The sequence below is a fragment of the Streptomyces cupreus genome, from assembly GCF_014257025.1.
Taxonomy (GTDB): domain Bacteria; phylum Actinomycetota; class Actinomycetes; order Streptomycetales; family Streptomycetaceae; genus Streptomyces; species Streptomyces cupreus.
The window spans coordinates 47,927-67,280 of the sequence record NZ_JACMSF010000020.1 but is presented as its reverse complement, the minus strand read 5'-3'; the positions used below and the strand labels follow the sequence as shown (position 1 = coordinate 67,280).

Sequence of the window (19,354 nt, the reverse complement as noted above, 5' to 3'; positions counted from 1 at the left end):
GCCGGCAGGAACGGCTGCCTTCTTTCCGGCCCGTACCCTTGTCCCGTGAGCAGCAGCCCCACCCCCGACGCCCTTCTGGGTCCCGCCGACATCCGTGAACTCGCGGATGTGCTCGGCGTGCGGCCCACCAAGCAGCGTGGTCAGAACTTCGTGATCGACGCGAACACCGTGCGCCGTATCGTCCGTACCGCGGACGTACGGCCCGACGACGTGGTCGTGGAGGTCGGGCCGGGGCTCGGTTCGCTCACGCTCGCGCTGCTGGAGGTGGCCGACCGGGTCACCGCCGTGGAGATCGACGACGTCCTCGCGGGCGCGCTGCCCGCCACCGTCGCCGCCCGGATGCCGGAGCGCGCCGACCGGTTCGCGCTGGTCCACTCCGACGCGATGCACGTCACCGAGCTGCCCGGCCCCGCCCCCACCGCGCTGGTGGCGAACCTGCCGTACAACGTCGCCGTACCTGTGCTGCTGCACATGCTCGACACCTTCCCGAGCATCGAGCGCACGCTCGTCATGGTGCAGGCGGAGGTCGCCGACCGGCTCGCCGCGGCGCCCGGCTCGAAGGTGTACGGCGTGCCGTCCGTGAAGGCGAACTGGTACGCCGAGGTCAAGCGGGCCGGAGCCATCGGCCGCAATGTCTTCTGGCCGGCTCCGAACGTCGACAGCGGGCTTGTGTCGCTGGTCCGCCGGTCCGAGCCGATCAAGACGACCGCCTCCAAGAAGGAGGTGTTCGCCGTCGTCGACGCCGCGTTCGCGCAGCGGCGCAAGACGCTCAGGGCGGCGCTCGCCGGGTGGGCCGGGTCCGCGCCGGCCGCCGAGGCGGCGCTCGTCGCGGCGGGTGTCTCGCCGCAGGCGCGCGGGGAGGCCCTGACGGTCGAGGAGTTCGCGCGGATCGCGGAGAACAAGGAGTCCGGTCACCAGTGAGCGTCACCGTACGCGTCCCCGCCAAGGTCAACGTCCAGCTCGCGGTGGGCGCCGCCCGCCCCGACGGCTTTCACGACCTGGCCAACGTCTTCCTCGCGGTCGGCCTGTACGACGAGGTCACCGTCGCCCCGTCGCCGGGCGGCCCGCGCGTCACCTGCGAAGGCCCCGATGCCGATCAGGTCCCCCTGGACCGTACGAACCTCGCCGTCCGCGCGGCCGAGGCGCTCGCCGCGCGCCACGGCATCAGCCCCGACGTGCATCTGCACATCACCAAGGACATCCCCGTCGCCGGCGGCATGGCGGGCGGCAGCGCGGACGGCGCGGGCGCCCTGCTCGCCTGCGACGCGCTGTGGGGCACGAACGCCTCCCGGGACGAACTCCTCGACATCTGCGCCGAACTGGGCAGCGACGTGCCGTTCAGCCTGGTGGGCGGGGCCGCGCTCGGCACCGGGCGGGGCGAGAAGCTGCGTGCGCTGGAGACCGGCGGGACCTTCCACTGGGTGTTCGCGATGGCCGCGCGCGGGCTGTCGACGCCGGCCGTGTTCCGTGAGTTCGACCGGCTGGCGCAGGGCCTGGACATCCCCGAGCCCATCGCCTCCGAGGAACTCCTCGGCGCGCTCGCCGAGGGCGACCCCGACGCGCTCGCCGCGGCCGTCTCCAACGACCTTCAGCCCGCCGCGCTCTCCCTGTTCCCCGAGCTCGCCGACACCCTCGCCGCGGGCCGCTCCGCCGGGGCGCTCGCCGGACTGGTCTCCGGTTCGGGCCCGACGACGGCGTTCCTGGCGCGGGACCCGGAGTCGGCGCTGAAGGTGGCCGAAACTCTGCGGTCGTCCGGCACCTGCCGGGCGGTGCGGCTGGCGACGGCGCCCGCGCCGGGCGCCACCGTGGTGTCCGCGTAAGAGCCTGTTCCACATCCCTGGTCGGATCAGCGCGCGGCGTCTGGGGCGTGCGATCGCAAGGCGCCGGAGCGCCCTCGATGGGGGAGGAGCCACGTGGGTGGTTCGGCAACGCGGCTGGGGGTCCCCTCTGGGGGAGGGCGTGCCAGGCGCCGCGCGCCCGGTCGGGGATGTGACGCAGGCTCCATGGCTCCCGCGTCCGCTCTCCGGCCCCGCCGACTACCCTGGAGGGTCGATCGATCCCCCTGGGCAGGAGAGAAATGGCCGTCAATCTGGTCAATGTCGAGAACGTCAGCAAGGTGTACGGCACCCGTGCCCTGCTCGACGGTGTCTCGCTCGGCGTCTCCGAAGGGGATCGGATCGGGGTGGTCGGCCGCAACGGCGACGGCAAGACGACCCTGATCCGGATGCTGGCCAAGCAGGAGGAGGCCGACACCGGCCGGGTCACGCACTCCGGCGGGCTGCGCATCGGCGTTCTCACCCAGCACGACTCCCTCGACCCGGCCGCCACCGTGCGGCACGAGGTCATCCGGGACCTGGCGGACCACGAGTGGGCGGGCAACGCCAAGATCAGGGACGTGCTGACCGGGCTCTTCGGCGGCCTGGACCTGCCCGGGTTCCCGCAGGGTCTGGACACCGTCATCGGACCGCTCTCCGGTGGCGAGCGCCGCCGTATCGCGCTCGCCAAGCTGCTCATCGACGAACAGGACCTGATCGTCCTCGACGAGCCGACGAACCACCTCGACGTCGAGGGCATCTCCTGGCTCGCCCGGCATCTGCGCGAGCGCCGGTCCGCGCTCGTGTGCGTGACCCACGACCGCTGGTTCCTGGACCAGGTCTGCACGCGCATGTGGGACGTGCAGAAGGGCGACGTCTACGAGTACGAGGGCGGCTACTCCGACTACGTGTTCGCGCGTGCCGAGCGGGAGCGCATCGCCGCCACCGAGGAGACCAAGCGGCAGAACCTCGTCCGCAAGGAGCTCGCCTGGCTGCGCCGCGGCGCACCCGCGCGTACGTCCAAGCCGCGCTTCCGGGTGGAGGCCGCCAACGAGCTCATCAAGGACGTACCGCCGCCCCGGGACAGCAGCGAGCTGATGAAGTTCGCCTCGTCCAGGCTCGGCAAGACCGTCTTCGACCTGGAGGACGTGACCGTCCAGGCCGGTCCCAAGATGCTGCTCAAGCACGTCACTTGGCAGCTCGGCCCGGGTGACCGCATCGGCCTCGTCGGCGTCAACGGCGCCGGCAAGACCTCGCTGCTGCGCGCGATGGCCGAGGCGGCACGCACCGAGGGGGAGACACAGCCCGCGGGCGGCCGTGTCGCCGTCGGAAAGACCGTCAAGCTCGCCTACCTCTCCCAGGAGGTCGGCGAACTCGACCCGAACCTACGGGTGCTGGAGGCCGTGCAGCGGGTGCGTGAGCGCGTCGATCTCGGCAAGGGGCGCGAGATGACGGCCGGGCAGCTGTGCGAGACGTTCGGCTTCAACAAGGAGAAGCAGTGGACGCCGGTCGGCGACCTGTCCGGCGGTGAGCGGCGTCGGCTCCAGTTGCTGCGGCTGCTCATGGACGAGCCGAACGTCCTCTTCCTCGACGAGCCCACCAACGACCTCGACATCGAGACCCTGACCCAGCTGGAGGACGTCCTCGACGGCTGGCCCGGCTCGATGATCGTCATCTCGCACGACCGGTTCTTCGTCGAGCGCACCACCGACCGCGTCTTCGCCCTGCTCGGCGACGCCACCTTGCGGATGCTGCCGCGCGGCATCGACGAGTACATCGAGCGCCGCCACCGTATGGAGGAGGCGGCCGCCGCCGCGGCCCCGGTCGTCGAGAAGGCCGTCCCCGAGAAGAGCGCCGCCGACCAGCGCGTCGCCAAGAAGGAGTTGCAGAAGATCGAGCGACAGCTCGACAAGGTCTCCGAGAAGGAGACCAAGCTGCACGCCCAAATCGCCGAGAACGCCACGGACTTCGCGAAGGTGGCGGAACTCGACGCCGAGCTGCGGGACTTGGCCGGACAGCGCGAGGAACTGGAGCTGCGCTGGCTCGAATTGGCGGAGGACGCCTAAGCGGCGTGAAGGGCGCGTGAAGGCGCGTAACAGCGGTATCACGGGCCGGTCGTCCCTTGGGAACAGGGGTTGACCGGCCCGGTGGGTTGTCGGTGCCGAGTGATAGAAAGAGCCGTCTGAGAACCGTCTGAGAACAACGGGTGTGGCGGAAACGCAGCGCCACAGAGCGCGGCGCCACATCGGTCACAAGGGGGAACCGCTGATGAGCCAGCCGCCCAACCAGCCGCCGCACGGCGGTTTCGGCGCGCCGCAGGACCCGCCGCCGCAGGGCGGATTCGGCGCACCGCCGCCACCCCAGGGCCCACCTCAGACGCAACCGCCTCCGCAGGGCCCGCCGTCCGCCGCGCCCCAGCCCGGTTACGGCTACCCGCAGGCACCCCAGCAGCCGGGCCCGTACGGTCAGCCGGGTCCCTACGGCCAGCCCCAGCAGCCCGGCCCCTACGGCCAGCAGCCCGGCTACGGCTACCCGCAGCAGCCCCAGTACCCGGGCGCGCCCACCCCGCCCGGCTCCCGCAACCCCTTCAAGGGCAAGCCCGCGCTCGTCATCGGCGCCGCCGTCGCGGCGCTGCTCGTCATCGGCGGCACCGTGTTCGCCGTGACCAGCGGTGACGACGGCGGAAAGAAGAAGCCGGTCGCGCAGAAGAGCGACGACCCCAAGGCCTCCGACGACCCGGTCAACCCCGGCGACGGCGGCGGCGACGGCGGCGAGGATCCGGAGAACCTCAACGAGGGCCGCAAGGCCGGTGAGGCGAAGGTGCTCTGGTACAAGGAGGCGCCCGACGCGCCCGGTTCCGGCGCCGACGCCCCCGGCATGTGGATCACCGACAAGACGGCGGTGAAGGCGGCGTACAAGCAGGTCTTCGCCTACGGCATCGGTGACGGCGCCCCGGCCTGGGACCCGATCACCTTCCCGCAGAAGATCTGCTCGGTCACCCCCCAGAAGACGGCCGACGACAAGGTCGTCATCGCGTACATGAGCGGCAGCAGCGACCGCGCCGAGTGCAACCAGCTCCAGGAACTCGACCTGAACACCGGCGAGAAGGGCTGGAAGGGCGAGGTCGCCGACGGCGAACTCTTCGACAGCACGCTCCAGATCGAGCTGTCCATCACCGGCAACACGCTGATGGTGGGCCGCTCGCAGTCCGGCACGGCGTACGACGTCACCACCGGCGACAAGATGTGGGACAAGAAGAAGTACGGCGACGCCTGCTTCCCGGCCGCCTTCGCCGGCGGCGAGAAGCTGATCGCCGTCTCGTCCTGCGGCGCGGGCGGCAACAACGAGCACGACGAGGTCCAGGAGCTCGACCCGAAGACCGGCAAGGTCAAGTGGACCTGGAAGCCCGACAAGGGCTGGACGGTCGCGCGCGTCTACTCCCTGAACCCCGTGGTCGTCTACAGCACCAACGAGGACAAGAACTCGTGGAACATCTCCACGCTGAGCCCGGGCGGCTCCATCGCCTCGCAGGTCGACGTCGACGAGAGCTTCTCCCCCGAGTGCGGCTGGGCCGTCCTTCAGCGTGACCTCCAGGGCTGCAACGGCGTGGCCGCCGACGGCACGACGCTGTACCTGCCCACCGAGGCCACCACCGGCGCCAACGAGATCGTCGCGATCAGCCTCGCCAACGGCAAGGAGAAGTGGCGGGTGAAGTCCCCGGCGGAGGAGTCGATGCAGCCGCTGAAGGTGGAGGACGGCAAGCTCATCGCCTATGTCAAGCCGTCCTGGGAGTCGGGCGGCCAGGTCGTGTCCATCCCGACCACGGGCAGCAGCCACCAGCCGACGAAGCTGCTCCAGAACCCCGCGGGCACGGCCGACATCGAGGACAGCTTCTACTCCGGGACCTACGACTGGATCGACGGCCGCTTCTATCTGTCGACCACGCGACTGTCCGGCAGCGACGAGACGAAGGAGAAGCTGATGCTCGCCTTCGGCAAGTGATCCGCTCCCAGGTCCCGTCCGCAGCCGTCCCCCCTCCGAGGTAGCCACACCATGACCCAGCCACCGCCCCCGCCGCCCAACCAGCCCCCGCCGGGGGGAGGTTTCGGCCCGCCCCAGGACCAGCCGCCGCAGCAGGGCGGCTTCGGCGCGCCGCAACAGCCCGCCCAGCAGGGCGGCTTCGGCGCCCCCCAGCCCCCGCAGCAGCCTCCGCAGCCCCCGCAGGGTTACGGCTATCCCCAGCAGCCGCCCGCCTACGGCTACCCGCAGGCGCCCCAGCAGCCGCAGGGTTACGGATACCCCGGCCAGCCCCAGCCCCCCACCCCGCCGTACGGCCAGCAGCCCGGCTACGGCTACCCCGGCCAGCCGAGCATGCCGATGCAGCCGCAGCCGGGACAGCCGGGCGGCGGGCGGAAGTTCAACGCTCAGCTGGTCATCATCGTGGCCGCGGTCGTGGCCATCACCCTGATCATCGGTGGCGGTGTCTGGTACGCCTCGTCCTCCGGTGAGGACAGCGGCAAGGACGACACCGCGAGCTCCAGCGGCGGCACCGGCGGTGGCGGCGACAAGGGCGGCGACACCGGCGGCACCTCGTCCGGCAAGGCGACGGAGAAGGTGCCCGCCGACCCCAACTCCGAGGTCCTCTTCCAGGTCCCGGCGCCCGAGGTGAAGGAGGACCGGACCATCCCGACGGTCGGCTCCTGGCTCACCGACAAGGTGTACGTCAAGAGCGGCGTCGCCGAGGTCGTCGGCTACGACCTCGACAAGGGCACCGAGCTCTGGACGATCAAGCTCCCCGGCCCGGTCTGCCAGGGCAGCAATCACGCCACCGAGGACAACAAGGTGGCGATCACCTACCAGCCGCAGATGCCCACCAAGGCCACGCCGTCCCACGGTTGCAGCCAGGTCGCGGCGATCGACCTCGACGCGGGCGAGAAGCTGTGGACGAAGACCGTGGAGAGCGGCACCGATCCGATCAGCTTCGACAACGTGACCGTCAGCGCGAGCACCGTGGCCGTCGGCAGCACCAGCGGCGGCGCCGCGTTCGACATCGCCACCGGCGACCAGCTGTGGGCGCCGAAGCCGACCGACACCTGCTACGACGCCGGTTACGCGGGCGGCCCCAAGCTGGTGGCGGTGCGCAAGTGCGGTCAGTACGGCGAGCGTCAGCTGCACATCCAGACCATCGACCCGAAGTCCGGGAAGGTGATCTCCGAGTACAAGATGGACCAGGGCATCGAGTACGCCAGCGTGGTGTCGACCGAGCCGCTGGTCGTGGCCGCCGACGTCGGTGACTCCGCTGGTGACGGAAGCGGTATCTCGGACTTCTTCGCCATCGACAACAAGACCGGCAAGCTGCGCAGCCGGATCTCCGCGCCGGGCGAGGAGTACAACGCCACCTGCGACGGCATCTCCAAGGTCGAGGAGTGCCGCCTGCTCGCCGTGGGCAACGACCGGCTCTATCTGCCGACCGAGAAGCACGACGGCACCGGCGAGTACAGCGACACCAACGAGGTCGTCTCCTTCGACCTGGCCACCGGCAAGCAGACCGGCCAGCGGGCCGACGCCGGGGACGACTACGAGCTCGTTCCGCTGCGCATGGACGGCCCGAACCTGATCGCGTACAAGCGCGGGCCGTACGACAAGGGTGGCCAGGTCGTTTCCATCGACGGCGGCTCCTTCAAGGAGACCAAGCTGATGGAGAACCCGGCCACGGAGTCGGTGATGGACGTGGAGCGGAGCATGCTGCCCGACTACGCCGAGATCCTGTACAGCCAGGGCCGGTTGTTCATGTCCGATGTCTTCGCCAGTGAGCTGGGCAGCACCGGCGAGGAGGAGTACCTGGTGATCGGGTTCGGCGCGAAATAACCGCTCGAACGCCTGTGGCCACGGCCCCGTCCCGGTTCAGGGGCGGGGCCGTGCACTTACCGCTCATCACCCTCGAATAAGAGGATTTTCGGCGATCCGGGGCAGTTCTCTCCGGTAGGGGGAGCGCAACGTCGAACAAGCGTGTAGCTTCCGGGGGCATCCACGGGGGTGCGCCCGGGGGACGTGTGGGGATCCATTGGGGGGACTGGGGGGTTGCTCGATGGGAGTTCGGCTCATGGTGGTCGACGACCACCGATTGCTCGCCGAGGCGTTGGCCTCGGCGCTGAAACTGCGAGGGCACCGGGTGCTGGCCGCTGCGGCACCGGCCGCGGGGGCGGCGGAGCTGGTGATCACCAGGGCGCCGGAGGTGTGCCTGCTGGGGACGGCGACACCGGCCGAGCCGGGGATGTTCGACCCGGTGGTGAAGATCAAGCGGGAACGCCCACAGGTGGCGGTGCTGGTCCTGGGCCCGGTGCCCAGCCCACGGGGGATCGCGGCGGCGTTCGCGGCGGGGGCGTCGGGCTATGTACGGCACGACGAGCGCATCGAGGGAGTGGAGCGGGCGATCATGAAGGCGCGGGCGGGTGAGGCGGCGGTGGCCCCCCAACTGCTCCAGGGAGCCTTCAGCGAGCTGCTCAACCCGGCGGCCCAGCCGGACGACGAGGGCCAGCGCCTGCTCCAGATGCTGACACCGAGAGAGGTGGAGGTCCTGGTCCGCGTCGCCGACGGCGAGGACACCCGCCTGATAGCGGCGGGCATGGGCATAGCCCCATCCACGGCCCGCACCCACGTCCAACGCGTCCTGATGAAGCTGGGCGTGGGGTCGCGGCTTGAGGCGGCGGCCCTGGCAGCCCGTACGGGCCTGCTGGACCGGGCGGGGCCCGTCCCGCACGAACCTCGCCCACCGGAGCTCTGACAGCCGAGAGGGGCCGGGACCCCCGCTGGCCCCCGGCCCCGTACTCCCGTCACTCCCCGCGTGCGTCCTCCGGCTCCGCCGCGGGTGTCGGCGGCACCGTAGGCCGCAGCTTCAGCCAGACCAGGAAGAAGATGCCCAGGAGCAGCATCCCCAGGCCGGTCCACAGGTTGATGTTGACGCCCTCCGCCTTGTCCAGGGTGGCGTCCGAGGGGTTGATGCCGGCGATCGTGACGATCACGCCGTAGATGACGAAGAGGCCGCCGATGATGCGGCGCAGGTCGAAGATGCGGGCCGCGGTGGCCGACTTGGCCTCCAGCTCGGTGACTTCCCGCTGGACGTCCTCTTCGGAGTAGCCGTGGTGTTCGGAGTGGTCGGACATGGGTTTCTCCAACTCCCTTTCTCAGCATGCCGTCAGAACGAGAACGGGATGTAGCAGGCGGCGGCCAGGATGATCGCTCCCCAGCCCAGCAGGGCCGGCTTGCGGTACCAGGCGTCGTCGCCCTTCGCGGGGGGCTCGGACATACCGGGGGAGCGGGTGCCGTAGACCAGGCCCTGGAGTTCCTCGATGGGCTTCGGCTTGGTGAACATCGACACCGCGACCATCACCACCGCGCCGGCCACGAAGCCGACGATCGCCGAGACGAAGTTGGCGCCCTGGTCGGAGGGGATGTCGATGATCCCCTCGTTGTAGATCCAGAAGTAGTTCACCATCGCGGCGACCGTGCCCGCGAGCAGGCCCCAGAAGCCGGACACCACAGATGCCCGCTTCCAGAACATGCCGACGATGAAGACGACGAACATCGGCACGTTGAAGAAGGAGAACAGCGTCTGCAAGTAGCTCATGATGTTGGAGAAACTCGACGCCAGGAACGCCGTGCCCACCGACGCGCAGACACCGATCACCGTGATCAGGCGGCCGAAGCCGACGTAGTAGCCGTCCTCGCGGCCCTTGACCACGTACCGCGCCCAGATGTCGTTGGTGAACACCGTGTTGAAGGACGAGACGTTCGCCGCCATGCCCGCCATGAACGCCGCCAGCAGGCCCGTCACCGCGATGCCCAGCACCCCGTTGGGCAGTAGCTGTTCCATCAGGTACGGGATGGCGTCGTTGTACTGGTAGCCGGACTCGCTGGTGCCGAAGCCGGGGACCAGGGCCGCGGCTGCCAGGCCCGGGATCATCACCAGGAACACGATGAAGATCTTCGGGAACGCGGCGATCAGGGGGGTGCGCTGGGCAGCCGAAAGGTTCTTCGCCGACAGCGCTCGCTGGACCTCGGCGAAGTTCGTCGTCCAGTAACCGAAACTCAGCACGAAGCCCAGGCCCAGCACGATCGTCAGCCAGTTCGCGCCCAGCGGGTTGTCACTGCCGATGCCCGTGCCGCCCCACGCGGTGGTGAAGTCGGCGCCGTGTGTCTTTGTGAGCGAGTCCGTCAGACCGTCCCAGCCGCCGACCTTCTTCAGGCCGAGCACGACGATCGGGATGAGGGCCGCGAGGATCACGAAGAACTGGAGCACCTCGTTGTAGATCGCGGAGGAGAGACCGCCGAGGGTGATGTAGGCGAGCACGAAGGCACCTGCCACCACGATCGCCACCCACTGCGGCCAGCCCAGCAGCGCCTCGACGACGATCGCGAGGGCGTACAGGTTGACCCCGGAGATCAGGATGGCGGCGAAGGCGAACAGCGCCGAACTCAGCAGATGCGCCCACTTGTCGAAGCGCAGGAGCAGCATCTCGGGGACCGAGCGGACCTTGCTCGAGTAGTAGAAGGGCATCATCACCAGGCCCAGGAACACCATCGCGGGAATGGCCCCGATCCAGTACCAGTGCACGGTGTAGACGCCGTACTGCGCGCTGTTGGCGGCCATGCCGAGGATCTCGGTGGCGGCCAGGTTGGCGGAGATGAACGCGAGGCCGGTGATCCAGGCGGGCAGGGAGCGCCCCGAGAGGAAGAAGTCGAGGCTCGTCCTCACCGAGCGGCGGGCCGCGAAGCCGATGCCCAGGACGACGACGAAGTAGATGCCGAGGATCGTGTAGTCGAGCCAGTTCGTGGGGAGCCGTAGCTCGGCGGCCAGGAATGCGTCGTTTGTGGGGCTTTGCATCCCGTCATTGAACCCTTCTGTCGTTCAACTTTGATTGATTCCGGCGTTGACGTGGCTGTCGAGTTATGGTTACTTGTGTTTACTTATGTTTGAGTGAAGGAGCCGGTGGTGAAGAAGACCTCGACCCGACTGGCCGACGGTCGTGAGCTGATCTACTACGACCTGCGCGACGACCGTGTGCGGGACGCGGTGGACCGGCGGCCGTTGGAGCGCACCGTCACCACGTCCGAGGTCCGGCGTGATCCGCTGCTCGGCGACTCGGTCGCCATCGCCTCGCACCGGCAGGGGCGCACCTACCACCCGCCGGCCGACGAGTGCCCGCTCTGCGCCTCGCAGGGCGAGCGGCTGAGCGAGATCCCGGACTCGTCGTACGACGTCGTGGTGTTCGAGAACCGCTTCCCCTCGCTGGCCGGTGACTCCGGCCGCTGCGAGGTGGTCTGCTTCACCTCCGACCACAACGCCGCCTTCGCCGACCTCACCGAGGAGCAGGCGCGGCTGGTGCTGGAGGCCTGGACCGACCGCACCTCGGAGCTGTCCCACCTGCCCTCCGTCGAGCAGGTCTTCTGCTTCGAGAACCGCGGCGCCGAGATCGGCGTGACCCTCGGGCATCCGCACGGGCAGATCTACGCCTACCCGTTCACCACCCCGCGCACCGCGCTGATGCTGAGCCGGCTCGCCCAGCACAAGGAGGCCACCGGTGGCGAGAACCTCTTCGACGCCGTCCTGGAGCGTGAACTCGCCGACGAGCGGGTCGTCCTCGCGAGTGAACACTGGGTCGCGTTCGTGCCTTACGCCGCGCACTGGCCGTACGAGGTCCACCTGTACCCGCGCCGCCGGGTGCCGGATCTGCTGGGTCTTGACGAGGAGGCGCGCTCAGAATTCCCCCAGGTTTATCTGGAACTCTTGAAGCGCTTCGACCGGATCTTCGGTGAAGGTGAACCGCCCACGCCGTACATCGCCGCCTGGCACCAGGCGCCGTTCGGGGCGCTGGAGGAGTTCGACGGGGTCGTCCGCGACGACTTCGCGCTTCACCTTGAGCTTTTCACCATTCGCCGAACCTCCGGCAAGCTGAAGTTTCTCGCGGGTTCCGAATCCGGCATGAGCGTGTTCATCAACGACGTGCCGCCGGAGCGCGCGGCAGAGCGACTGCGAGAGGTAGCGAGTTCATGAAGTACCTGGTGACGGGCGGGGCGGGTTACGTCGGCAGTGTGGTCGCCCAGCATCTGCTGGAGGCGGGGCACGAGGTCACCGTGCTCGACAACCTCACCACCGGCTTCCGCGAGGGCGTCCCCGCGGGCGCCACGTTCATCGAGGGCGACATCCGCGACGCCGCCAAGTGGCTGGACTCCTCCTACGACGCCGTGCTGCACTTCGCCGCCTCCTCCCAGGTCGGCGAGTCGGTCGTGAAGCCCGAGAAGTACTGGGACAACAACGTCGGCGGCACCATGGCCCTGCTCGGCGCCATGCGCGCGGCGGGCGTCCGCAGGCTCGTCTTCTCCTCCACGGCGGCCACCTACGGCGAGCCCCGGCAGGTCCCGATCGTCGAGACCGAGCCGACCGAGCCGACCAGCCCCTACGGCGCCTCGAAGCTCGCCGTCGACCACATGATCACGGGTGAGGCGGCCGCCCACGGTCTCGCGGCCGTGTCGCTGCGCTACTTCAACGTGGCCGGCGCCTACGGCGAGTTCGGCGAGCGCCACGACCCCGAGTCGCATCTGATCCCGCTGGTCCTCCAGGTGGCGCAGGGCCGCCGGGACGCCATCTCGGTCTTCGGCGACGACTACCCGACGCCGGACGGCACCTGTGTGCGCGACTACATCCACGTCGCGGACCTGGCCGAGGCGCACCTGCTGGCCGTGGCGGCCGCACAGCCCGGCGAGCACCTGATCTGCAACCTCGGCAACGGCAACGGCTTCTCCGTGCGCGAGGTCATCGAGACGGTGCGCAAGGTGACGGGGCACCCGATCCCCGAGGTCGTGGCCCCGCGCCGGGGCGGCGACCCGGCGGTCCTGGTGGCGTCCGCCGCCGCGGCCCGCGAGAAGCTGGGCTGGAACCCGTCGCGCGCCGACCTCGCGGGGATCGTCGCGGACGCCTGGGAGTTCGCGCAGAAGAGCACAAGGGAGCAGTAGTGGGGCAGCAGGTGCGGGACGGTTTCGTCGAGCTCTACGGAACCGGGCCCGAAGGAGTCTGGTCGGCGCCCGGCCGCGTCAACCTCATCGGTGAGCACACCGACTACAACGACGGTTTCGTGATGCCCTTCGCGCTGCCGCACACGGCCGTCGCGGCCGTCTCCAAGCGCACGGACGGCGTTCTGCGCCTGCACTCGGCGGATGTCGAGGGCGGGGTGGTGGAGCTGCGTCTCGACGACCTCGCGCCTGAGACCGACAGGAACTGGACGGCGTATCCGGCCGGTGTCGTCTGGGCCCTGCGCGAGGCCGGGCACCCGGTCACCGGCGCGGACGTCCACCTGGCCTCGACGGTCCCGGCGGGCGCGGGCCTGTCCTCCTCGGCGGCCCTGGAGGTCGTGATCGCCCTGGCGCTCAACGACCTGTACGAACTCGGCCTCCAGCGCTGGCAGCTGGCCCGCCTGTGCCAGCGCGCTGAGAACGTCTACGTCGGCGCCCCCACCGGGATCATGGACCAGACGGCCTCCGCCTGCTGCGAGGAGGGGCACGCGCTCTTCCTCGACACCCGGGACCTCTCCCAGAAGCAGATCCCCTTCGACCTCGCGGCCGAGGGCCTGCGCCTGCTCGTGGTGGACACCCGCGTCAAGCACGCCCACAACGAGGGCGAGTACGGCAAGCGCCGCGCCGGCTGCGAGAAGGGCGCGGCGCTGCTGGGCGTCGACGCCCTGCGGGATGTGGCGTACGACGACCTGGACGCCGCCCTCGCCCGCCTCGGCGACGAGGAGGAGATCGTTCGCCTGGTCCGCCACATCGTGACGGAGAACCACCGCGTGGAGCGGGTCGTCTCCCTGCTGGAGTCCGGCGAGACCCGCGCGATCGGCCCCGTGCTGGTCGAGGGCCACGCCTCCCTGCGCGACGACTTCCGGATCTCCTGCCCCGAGCTGGACCTGGTCGTCGACACCGCCCTCGCGTCCGGCGCCCTCGGTGCCCGGATGACCGGCGGCGGGTTCGGCGGCTCGGCGATCGTGCTGGCGGAGGCGGCCGACGTGGACACCATCACCAAGGCGGTCCAGGAGGCGTTCGCGGCGGCCGGGTTCACCGCCCCGCGCGTCTTCGAGGCGGTCCCCGCGGCAGGTGCGCGCCGCCTCAGCCGAGGGACTTCGTCAAGGTGAACTCCGTGATCCCCGGCGGATAGTCGGGGATCACGCACACCACGTCGTACCCCTGCCGTTTGTAGAACTCCGGCGCCTGGAAGTCCCAGGTCTCCAGGCGTACGGCGGCACAGCCCCGTTCCTCGCGCGCCACCTGCTCCGCCCGCGCGAGCAGTCGCGAACCGAGCCCTGCCCCGCGGTGGCGTTCGTCGACCCAGAGGTACGTCACATGGAGCCAGGTCGCCCAGGTGTGCCCGACGAGCCCGCCGACCAGACCGCCCGCCTCGTCCATCATCCAGACATGGAGCGGAAGTTCACGTTCACCTGGGGTTCCGCGCATCGCGCCGATGACCGGGGAGGCCGCGGTGTTGGTGTCCCGCAGCCGGGCGCGAAGAAGATCGCGCCGCTCTTTGTCGACTTCTGTCTCCATTCGGAACATGCGGCACACCATAAACGCGTAGACGGGCCAGTTCTGCAAATTGCCTTCCGCTCCGAGCCCCCGGCCGTACCCTGATGGACAGTGCCGGTGGGGGCCGGTGCTGATCAGGGGGCGAGACAGGCGGGTACGACGCCCGCGTGGGGGGTACCAGTTTCTGCACGGCGGCGGCCGTGCGGCTTCGACCTCCCCTGGGCGTCGTACCCGCGCCGGTCTTCGTTCACCGGGCCAGTGGGGGTTTCAGTGGTTCGCATCCGAGTTTTGGTCGTCGACGACCACCGTATTTTCGCCGAGTCACTCGCGGCCGCGCTGGCCGCCGAGCCCGATGTCGACGTCTCCGCCGCGGGCAGCGGCCCGGCCGCGCTGCGCAGCCTGGAGCGCGCCGCCGCAGAGGGGCGCCGGTACGACGTCCTGCTCGTCGACGCCGACCTGGGGGGCGGAATAGCGGGCGTACGGCCCGCCGTGCCGGTCCAGGAGGTGGGGGAGGACGGTCTGGTCGACGGCATCTCGCTGGTGGCCGGGGTGCGGACCGCGCAGCCCGGGGTGCGGATCGTGGTGCTCGCGGAGAAGGACGACCCGCGGCGGGCGGCGCTGGCGCTGCAGGCCGGGGCGTCCGGGTGGGTGGCCAAGGACTGCTCGCTGTCCCGGCTGCTGACCGTCATCCGCGGGGTGCTGCGCGAGGAGACGCATCTTCCGCCCGCCCTGCTCACCGGCGTCCTGCGCGAGTTGACCGCCGCGCGCAAGCACCGCACCGAGAGCGAGCGGCTGGTGGAGTCGCTGACCCCGCGCGAGCGGGAGGTCCTGCGGTGCATGGTGGCGGGCCTGGGGCGCAAGGCGGTCGCCGAGCGCCTGTATCTGTCCCCGCACACCGTCCGTACGCATATGCAGAACGTGCTGGGGAAGCTGGGCGTCCACAGCACGCTGGCGGCGGTGGCGCTCGCGCGGAGGGCAGGGGTGGGACCGGTGGACCTGGCCGGGGATGTTGTGGAAAGGGGCGGTCAGCTGGCGTAGCGGGTCGGTGGGCGGTTCGGCAGCGCCGTAAGGGGCGCGGGGAACTGCGCGACCAGCCACGACGGCGCCGCAGACAGCCGACGGCCCACCGTGGCACTACCTGACCGGCTCTCCCGGCGAAGCGTCTGGCCGGGGGTGTTGTGGAACGGGGCGGTCAGCTGGCGTAGCAGGTCGGTGGGCGGTTCGGCAGCGTCCTAAGGGGCGCGGGGAACTGCGCGACCAGCCACGACGGCGCCGCAGACAGCCGACGGCCCACCGTGGCACTACCTGACCGGCTCTCCCGGCGAAGCGTCTGGCCGGGGGTGTTGTGGAACGGGGCGGTCAGCTGGCGTAGCAGGTCGGTGGGCGGTTCGGCAGCGTCCTAAGGGGCGCGGGGAACTGCGCGACCAGCCACGACGGCGCCGCAGACAGCCGACGGCCCACCGTGGCCTTACCTGACCGGCTCTCCCGGCGAAGCGTCTAGCCGGGGATGTTGTCGAACGGGGCGGTCAACTGGCGCAGCAGCCCGGCCAGTTCACCGCGCTGGGCCCGGGAGAGCTCGGCGAGGATGGCGCGCTCCTGCTCCAGCAGTCCGGCCAGGGCCTGGTCCGCGCGGTCCTGGCCCTCTTCGGTGAGGCGGACCAGCACGCCCCGGCGGTCGCTGGGGTCGGGGAGCCGCTCCACCAGACCCTTCTTCGCCAGCCGGTCGATGCGGTTGGTCATCGTGCCGGAGGTCACCAGGGTCTGCGTCAGCAACTGCCCCGGGGAGAGCTGATACGGCGTGCCCGCGCGCCTGAGCGCGGTGAGCACATCGAACTCCCAGGGCTCCAGACTGTGCTCGGCGAAGGCCAGCCGGCGCGCGCGGTCCAGGTGCCGGGCCAGCCTGCTGACACGGCTGAGTACTTCGAGTGGTTCCACGTCGAGGTCCGGGCGCTCCCGACGCCACGCCGCGACCAGCCGATCGACCTCGTCCTCCATGACGATCAGTGTAGTGGTTGTGTCGACATGAAGTCTCTTGACGTCAAGCATCTTGACATCGAGCTAAATCGGGCGGGATCCTGGGTACCTGTCGACCGACCGTGCTTGGGAGGCTCCATGACCGCCCCGACCTGGGACCCGGCCCAGTATCTGCGCCACGCCGACCACCGCGCCCGCCCTTTCGCCGACCTCCTGGCGCGAGTCCCCGAGCTCCCGGGAGACCGGCCCCGCATCGCCGACCTGGGCTGCGGCCCGGGCAACGCCACCGCCCGCCTGGCCGACCGCTGGCCGACGGCGCACATCACCGGCTACGACAACTCACCCGAGATGCTCTCCAGGGCCGAGGCGCACGCGGGCCCCCGCCTCGACTTCGCCCACGCCGACGTCCGCACCTGGACGCCCGGGGAGCCGTACGACCTGATCATCAGCAATGCCACGCTGCAATGGGTCCCGGGCCACGCGGACCGGTTCGGTGACTGGATCGCCGGGCTCGCCCCCGGCGGCACCTTCGCCTTCCAGGTCCCCGGGAACTTCGACTCCCCGAGCCACCGCCTGATGCGCGAGCTCGCACACGGGTACGGCCTCACCGACGCCCTGCGCCACGACGGAGCGATTCTCACGCCGGGGGCCTATCTGGAGCGGCTGGCCGACCTCGGCTGCGCGGCGGACGTCTGGGAGACGACGTACATCCATCTGCTGACGGGCGCGGACCCGGTCCTCGACTGGGTGAAGGGCACGGGCCTGCTGCCGGTCCTCACCGCACTCAAGGACGATCCCGAGGCCAGGGACGCCTTCGTCGAGGAGTACCGGACGGCCCTGCGCGAGGCGTATCCACCGGGCCCGCACGGGACGCCTTTCCCCTTCCGCCGCGTCTTCGCGGTCGCCCGCAAGGCGGCGCGGTGATCACCGCGCTCGATCACGTTCAGCTCGCCGCACCGCCCGGCTCCGAGGACCGGCTGCGGGTGTACTACACCGACGTCCTCGGCATGACCGAGATTCCCAAGCCCCCGGCCCTCGCCGCACGAGGGGGCTGCTGGTTCCAGGCCGGGGTCGTCCAACTGCACCTCGGCATCGAGGAGGACTTCAGGCCTGCCCGGAAGGCGCACCCGGGACTGCGAGTCGCCGGGATCGAGTCCTACGGCGCCCGGCTCCGGGCCCACGGCGCCGAGGTGCAGTGGGACGAGGAGCTGCCCGGACACCGGCGGTTCTTCTCCTACGACCCTGTCGGCAACCGCATCGAGTTCCTGGAGCCGCTCGCCTAGGCCTTGCGGCGTCCTATCAGGTGCGGCTTCGCCTCCAGGCCGTCCAGCCCGTGCCAGGCCAGGTTCACCAGGTGGGCCGCCACCTCCGCCTTCTTCGGGCGCCGGACGTCCAGCCACCACTGGCCGGTCAGGGCGACCATGCCGACGAGGGCCTGGGCGTAGAGGGGGGCCAGTTTGGGGTCGAAGCCCCGGCTCTTGAATTCGCGGCCGAGGATGTCCTCCACCTGGGTGGCGATGTCCGAGATCAGCGACGCGAAGGAACCCGTCGACTGGGGGATGGGGGAGTCGCGGACCAGGATGCGGAAGCCGTCCGTGTACTCCTCGATGTAGTCCAGGAGGGCGAAGGCCGCCTGCTCGCAGAGTTCACGGGGGTGGCCTGCCGTCAGGGAGCTCGTGACCATGTCCAGCAGGCGGCGCATCTCGCGGTCCACCACCACCGCGTACAGGCCCTCCTTGCCGCCGAAGTGCTCGTACACCACCGGCTTGGAGACCCCGGCCTTCGCCGCGATCTCCTCCACCGACGTGGCCTCGAAGCCCTTCGCGGCGAAGAGGGTGCGACCGATCTCCAGCAGCTGCTGGCGGCGCTCCGCACCGGTCATCCGGGTGCGACGCGCGCGCCGCGGCTTCTCGTTGCTCGGGGTACTGCTGGAGTCGGTCGCCACGGCGTCAATCATGCCGCCTTCGTCGCCTCCGCCCCCCGCCGGGAGTCGTCATCCGAGGTGTTCCGGCGCGAATCGATACGCGAGCGTGACGGCCAGCGCACGTCGTAGGCCCAGCCCGCCAGCTCGAACCAGCGGATCAGCCGCGCGGAGGAGTCCACCTGCCCGCGCATCACCCCGTGCCGCGCCGAGGTCGGGTCGGCGTGGTGCAGGTTGTGCCAGGACTCGCCGCAGGACAGGACCGCCAGCCACCACACGTTGCCCGACTTGTCCCGCGACTTGAAGGGCCGCTTGCCGACCGCGTGGCAGATGGAGTTGATCGACCAGGTCACGTGGTGCAGCAGGGCCACCCGGACGAGCGAGCCCCAGAAGAAACCGGTGAAGGCGCCCCACCAGGACCAGGTCACCAGACCGCCGATCAGCGCGGGCAGCGCCAGCGACAGCATCGTCCAGTAGATGAACTGCCGGGAGATCGCCCGCAGCGCCGGGTCCTTGATCAGATCCGGGGCGTACTTGTCCTGCGGGGTCTGCTCCTCGTCGAACATCCAGCCGATATGGGCCCACCACAGGCCCTTCATCAGCGCCGGCAAGGTCTCGCCGTAGCGCCACGGCGAATGCGGGTCGCCCTCGGCGTCGGAGAACTTGTGGTGCTTGCGGTGGTCGGCGACCCAGCGGACCAGGGGCCCCTCGACCGCCATCGACCCGGCGATCGCCAGCGCGATCTTCAGGGGCCGCTTCGCCTTGAAGGAACCGTGGGTGAAATGACGGTGGAAACCGATCGTGATGCCGTGGCAGCCCAGGTAGTAGAAGAAGACCAGCAGGCCGAGGTCGAGCCAGCTCACACCCCAGCCCCAGGCCAGCGGCACCGCCGCCAGCAGCGCCAGGAACGGGACGGCGATGAACAGCAGCAGGGCGATCTGCTCGATCGACCGCTTCTGCTCGCCGCCGAGCGTGGCGGAGGAGGTCTGGGTGTCGTCGCTGCCCTGCGGGGCGTCTTCGATCACATCGGAGCTCGTGGTCATGGGCGTCCCCTGTGGGGTCGAGGGTTGTGAGG

At 70.2% G+C, this 19,354-nt stretch carries 18 protein-coding genes; 12 read left to right on the top strand and 6 right to left on the bottom strand.

Features of this window, described 5'->3' with window-relative positions:
* Window positions 1–45: 45 nt before the first annotated feature.
* The 6 genes from rsmA to H4N64_RS19825 all read left to right on the top strand — a co-directional run bounded on the left by rsmA (window position 46) and on the right by H4N64_RS19825 (window position 8,598).
* Window positions 46–921, top strand: a complete 876-nt coding sequence (gene rsmA, locus H4N64_RS19850) for a 16S rRNA (adenine(1518)-N(6)/adenine(1519)-N(6))-dimethyltransferase RsmA (protein WP_186283717.1) — start codon at window positions 46–48, stop codon at window positions 919–921.
* Entirely contained in the window at window positions 918–1,820 is a 903-nt protein-coding gene (locus H4N64_RS19845; RefSeq protein WP_186283716.1) for a 4-(cytidine 5'-diphospho)-2-C-methyl-D-erythritol kinase, read from the top strand. The genes rsmA and H4N64_RS19845 overlap by 4 nt, the downstream gene beginning before the upstream one ends.
* A gap of 257 nt (window positions 1,821–2,077) precedes the next feature.
* Entirely contained in the window at window positions 2,078–3,880 is a 1,803-nt protein-coding gene (locus tag H4N64_RS19840) for an ABC-F family ATP-binding cassette domain-containing protein (protein ID WP_186283715.1), read from the top strand.
* A 202-nt stretch (window positions 3,881–4,082) separates the two neighbouring features.
* Window positions 4,083–5,816 carry an outer membrane protein assembly factor BamB family protein gene (locus tag H4N64_RS19835; RefSeq protein WP_186283714.1) on the top strand — a complete coding sequence of 578 codons (1,734 nt, stop codon included), beginning with the start codon at window positions 4,083–4,085 and terminating at the stop codon, window positions 5,814–5,816.
* 51 nt (window positions 5,817–5,867) lie between these two features.
* The gene (locus H4N64_RS19830; protein WP_186283713.1) at window positions 5,868–7,682 is read left to right on the top strand and encodes an outer membrane protein assembly factor BamB family protein; all 1,815 of its coding nucleotides are present in this window, start codon (window positions 5,868–5,870) and stop codon (window positions 7,680–7,682) included.
* Between the two features lie 220 nt (window positions 7,683–7,902).
* Window positions 7,903–8,598, top strand: a complete 696-nt coding sequence (locus H4N64_RS19825) for a helix-turn-helix transcriptional regulator (protein ID WP_186283712.1) — start codon at window positions 7,903–7,905, stop codon at window positions 8,596–8,598.
* A 49-nt stretch (window positions 8,599–8,647) separates the two neighbouring features.
* Here H4N64_RS19825 and H4N64_RS19820 read toward each other — a convergent pair whose 3' ends face one another.
* Window positions 8,648–8,977 carry a hypothetical protein gene (locus H4N64_RS19820; protein ID WP_186283711.1) on the bottom strand — a complete coding sequence of 110 codons (330 nt, stop codon included), beginning with the start codon at window positions 8,975–8,977 and terminating at the stop codon, window positions 8,648–8,650.
* Window positions 8,978–9,009: 32 nt separating this feature from the next.
* Window positions 9,010–10,698, bottom strand: a complete 1,689-nt coding sequence (locus H4N64_RS19815; protein WP_186283710.1) for a sodium:solute symporter family protein — start codon at window positions 10,696–10,698, stop codon at window positions 9,010–9,012.
* A 108-nt stretch (window positions 10,699–10,806) separates the two neighbouring features.
* Between H4N64_RS19815 and galT the strand changes: the two genes are divergently transcribed.
* The 3 genes from galT to galK are packed head-to-tail and all read left to right on the top strand — an operon-like array spanning window position 10,807 to window position 13,996.
* On the top strand, window positions 10,807–11,868 hold the full coding sequence (gene galT / locus H4N64_RS19810; protein ID WP_186283709.1) for a galactose-1-phosphate uridylyltransferase: 1,062 nt from the start codon (window positions 10,807–10,809) through the stop codon (window positions 11,866–11,868).
* Window positions 11,865–12,827, top strand: a complete 963-nt coding sequence (galE, locus tag H4N64_RS19805) for a UDP-glucose 4-epimerase GalE (protein ID WP_186283708.1) — start codon at window positions 11,865–11,867, stop codon at window positions 12,825–12,827. Before galT ends, galE begins: the two co-directional genes overlap by 4 nt.
* Window positions 12,827–13,996 carry a galactokinase gene (galK, locus tag H4N64_RS19800; protein WP_186283707.1) on the top strand — a complete coding sequence of 390 codons (1,170 nt, stop codon included), beginning with the start codon at window positions 12,827–12,829 and terminating at the stop codon, window positions 13,994–13,996. Before galE ends, galK begins: the two co-directional genes overlap by 1 nt.
* Here galK and H4N64_RS19795 read toward each other — a convergent pair.
* A complete protein-coding gene (locus H4N64_RS19795; RefSeq protein WP_186283778.1) occupies window positions 13,971–14,426 on the bottom strand; it encodes a GNAT family N-acetyltransferase in 456 nt (151 codons plus the stop codon). The genes galK and H4N64_RS19795 overlap by 26 nt on opposite strands.
* A gap of 228 nt (window positions 14,427–14,654) precedes the next feature.
* Here H4N64_RS19795 and H4N64_RS19790 point away from each other — a divergent pair, with 228 nt between their 5' ends.
* Window positions 14,655–15,422, top strand: a complete 768-nt coding sequence (locus H4N64_RS19790; RefSeq protein WP_186283706.1) for a LuxR C-terminal-related transcriptional regulator — start codon at window positions 14,655–14,657, stop codon at window positions 15,420–15,422.
* Between the two features lie 459 nt (window positions 15,423–15,881).
* On the opposite strand, the gene tamR is transcribed toward H4N64_RS19790, so the two are convergent.
* Window positions 15,882–16,379, bottom strand: a complete 498-nt coding sequence (tamR, locus tag H4N64_RS19785) for a MarR family transcriptional regulator TamR (RefSeq protein ID WP_186283705.1) — start codon at window positions 16,377–16,379, stop codon at window positions 15,882–15,884.
* A gap of 117 nt (window positions 16,380–16,496) precedes the next feature.
* Between tamR and H4N64_RS19780 the strand changes: the two genes are divergently transcribed.
* Together H4N64_RS19780 and H4N64_RS19775 are read left to right on the top strand one after the other, a co-directional pair.
* On the top strand, window positions 16,497–17,282 hold the full coding sequence (locus tag H4N64_RS19780; protein ID WP_186283704.1) for a trans-aconitate 2-methyltransferase: 786 nt from the start codon (window positions 16,497–16,499) through the stop codon (window positions 17,280–17,282).
* The gene (locus tag H4N64_RS19775) at window positions 17,279–17,641 is read left to right on the top strand and encodes a VOC family protein (RefSeq protein ID WP_186283703.1); all 363 of its coding nucleotides are present in this window, start codon (window positions 17,279–17,281) and stop codon (window positions 17,639–17,641) included. The genes H4N64_RS19780 and H4N64_RS19775 overlap by 4 nt, the downstream gene beginning before the upstream one ends.
* On the opposite strand, the gene H4N64_RS19770 is transcribed toward H4N64_RS19775, so the two are convergent.
* Together H4N64_RS19770 and H4N64_RS19765 are read right to left on the bottom strand one after the other, a co-directional pair.
* Window positions 17,638–18,315: a TetR/AcrR family transcriptional regulator gene (locus tag H4N64_RS19770; protein ID WP_186283702.1), complete on the bottom strand. Its 678-nt coding sequence runs from the start codon at window positions 18,313–18,315 to the stop codon at window positions 17,638–17,640. The genes H4N64_RS19775 and H4N64_RS19770 overlap by 4 nt on opposite strands.
* Entirely contained in the window at window positions 18,312–19,322 is a 1,011-nt protein-coding gene (locus H4N64_RS19765) for an acyl-CoA desaturase (RefSeq protein WP_186283701.1), read from the bottom strand. Before H4N64_RS19765 ends, H4N64_RS19770 begins: the two co-directional genes overlap by 4 nt.
* Window positions 19,323–19,354: the final 32 nt, after the last annotated feature.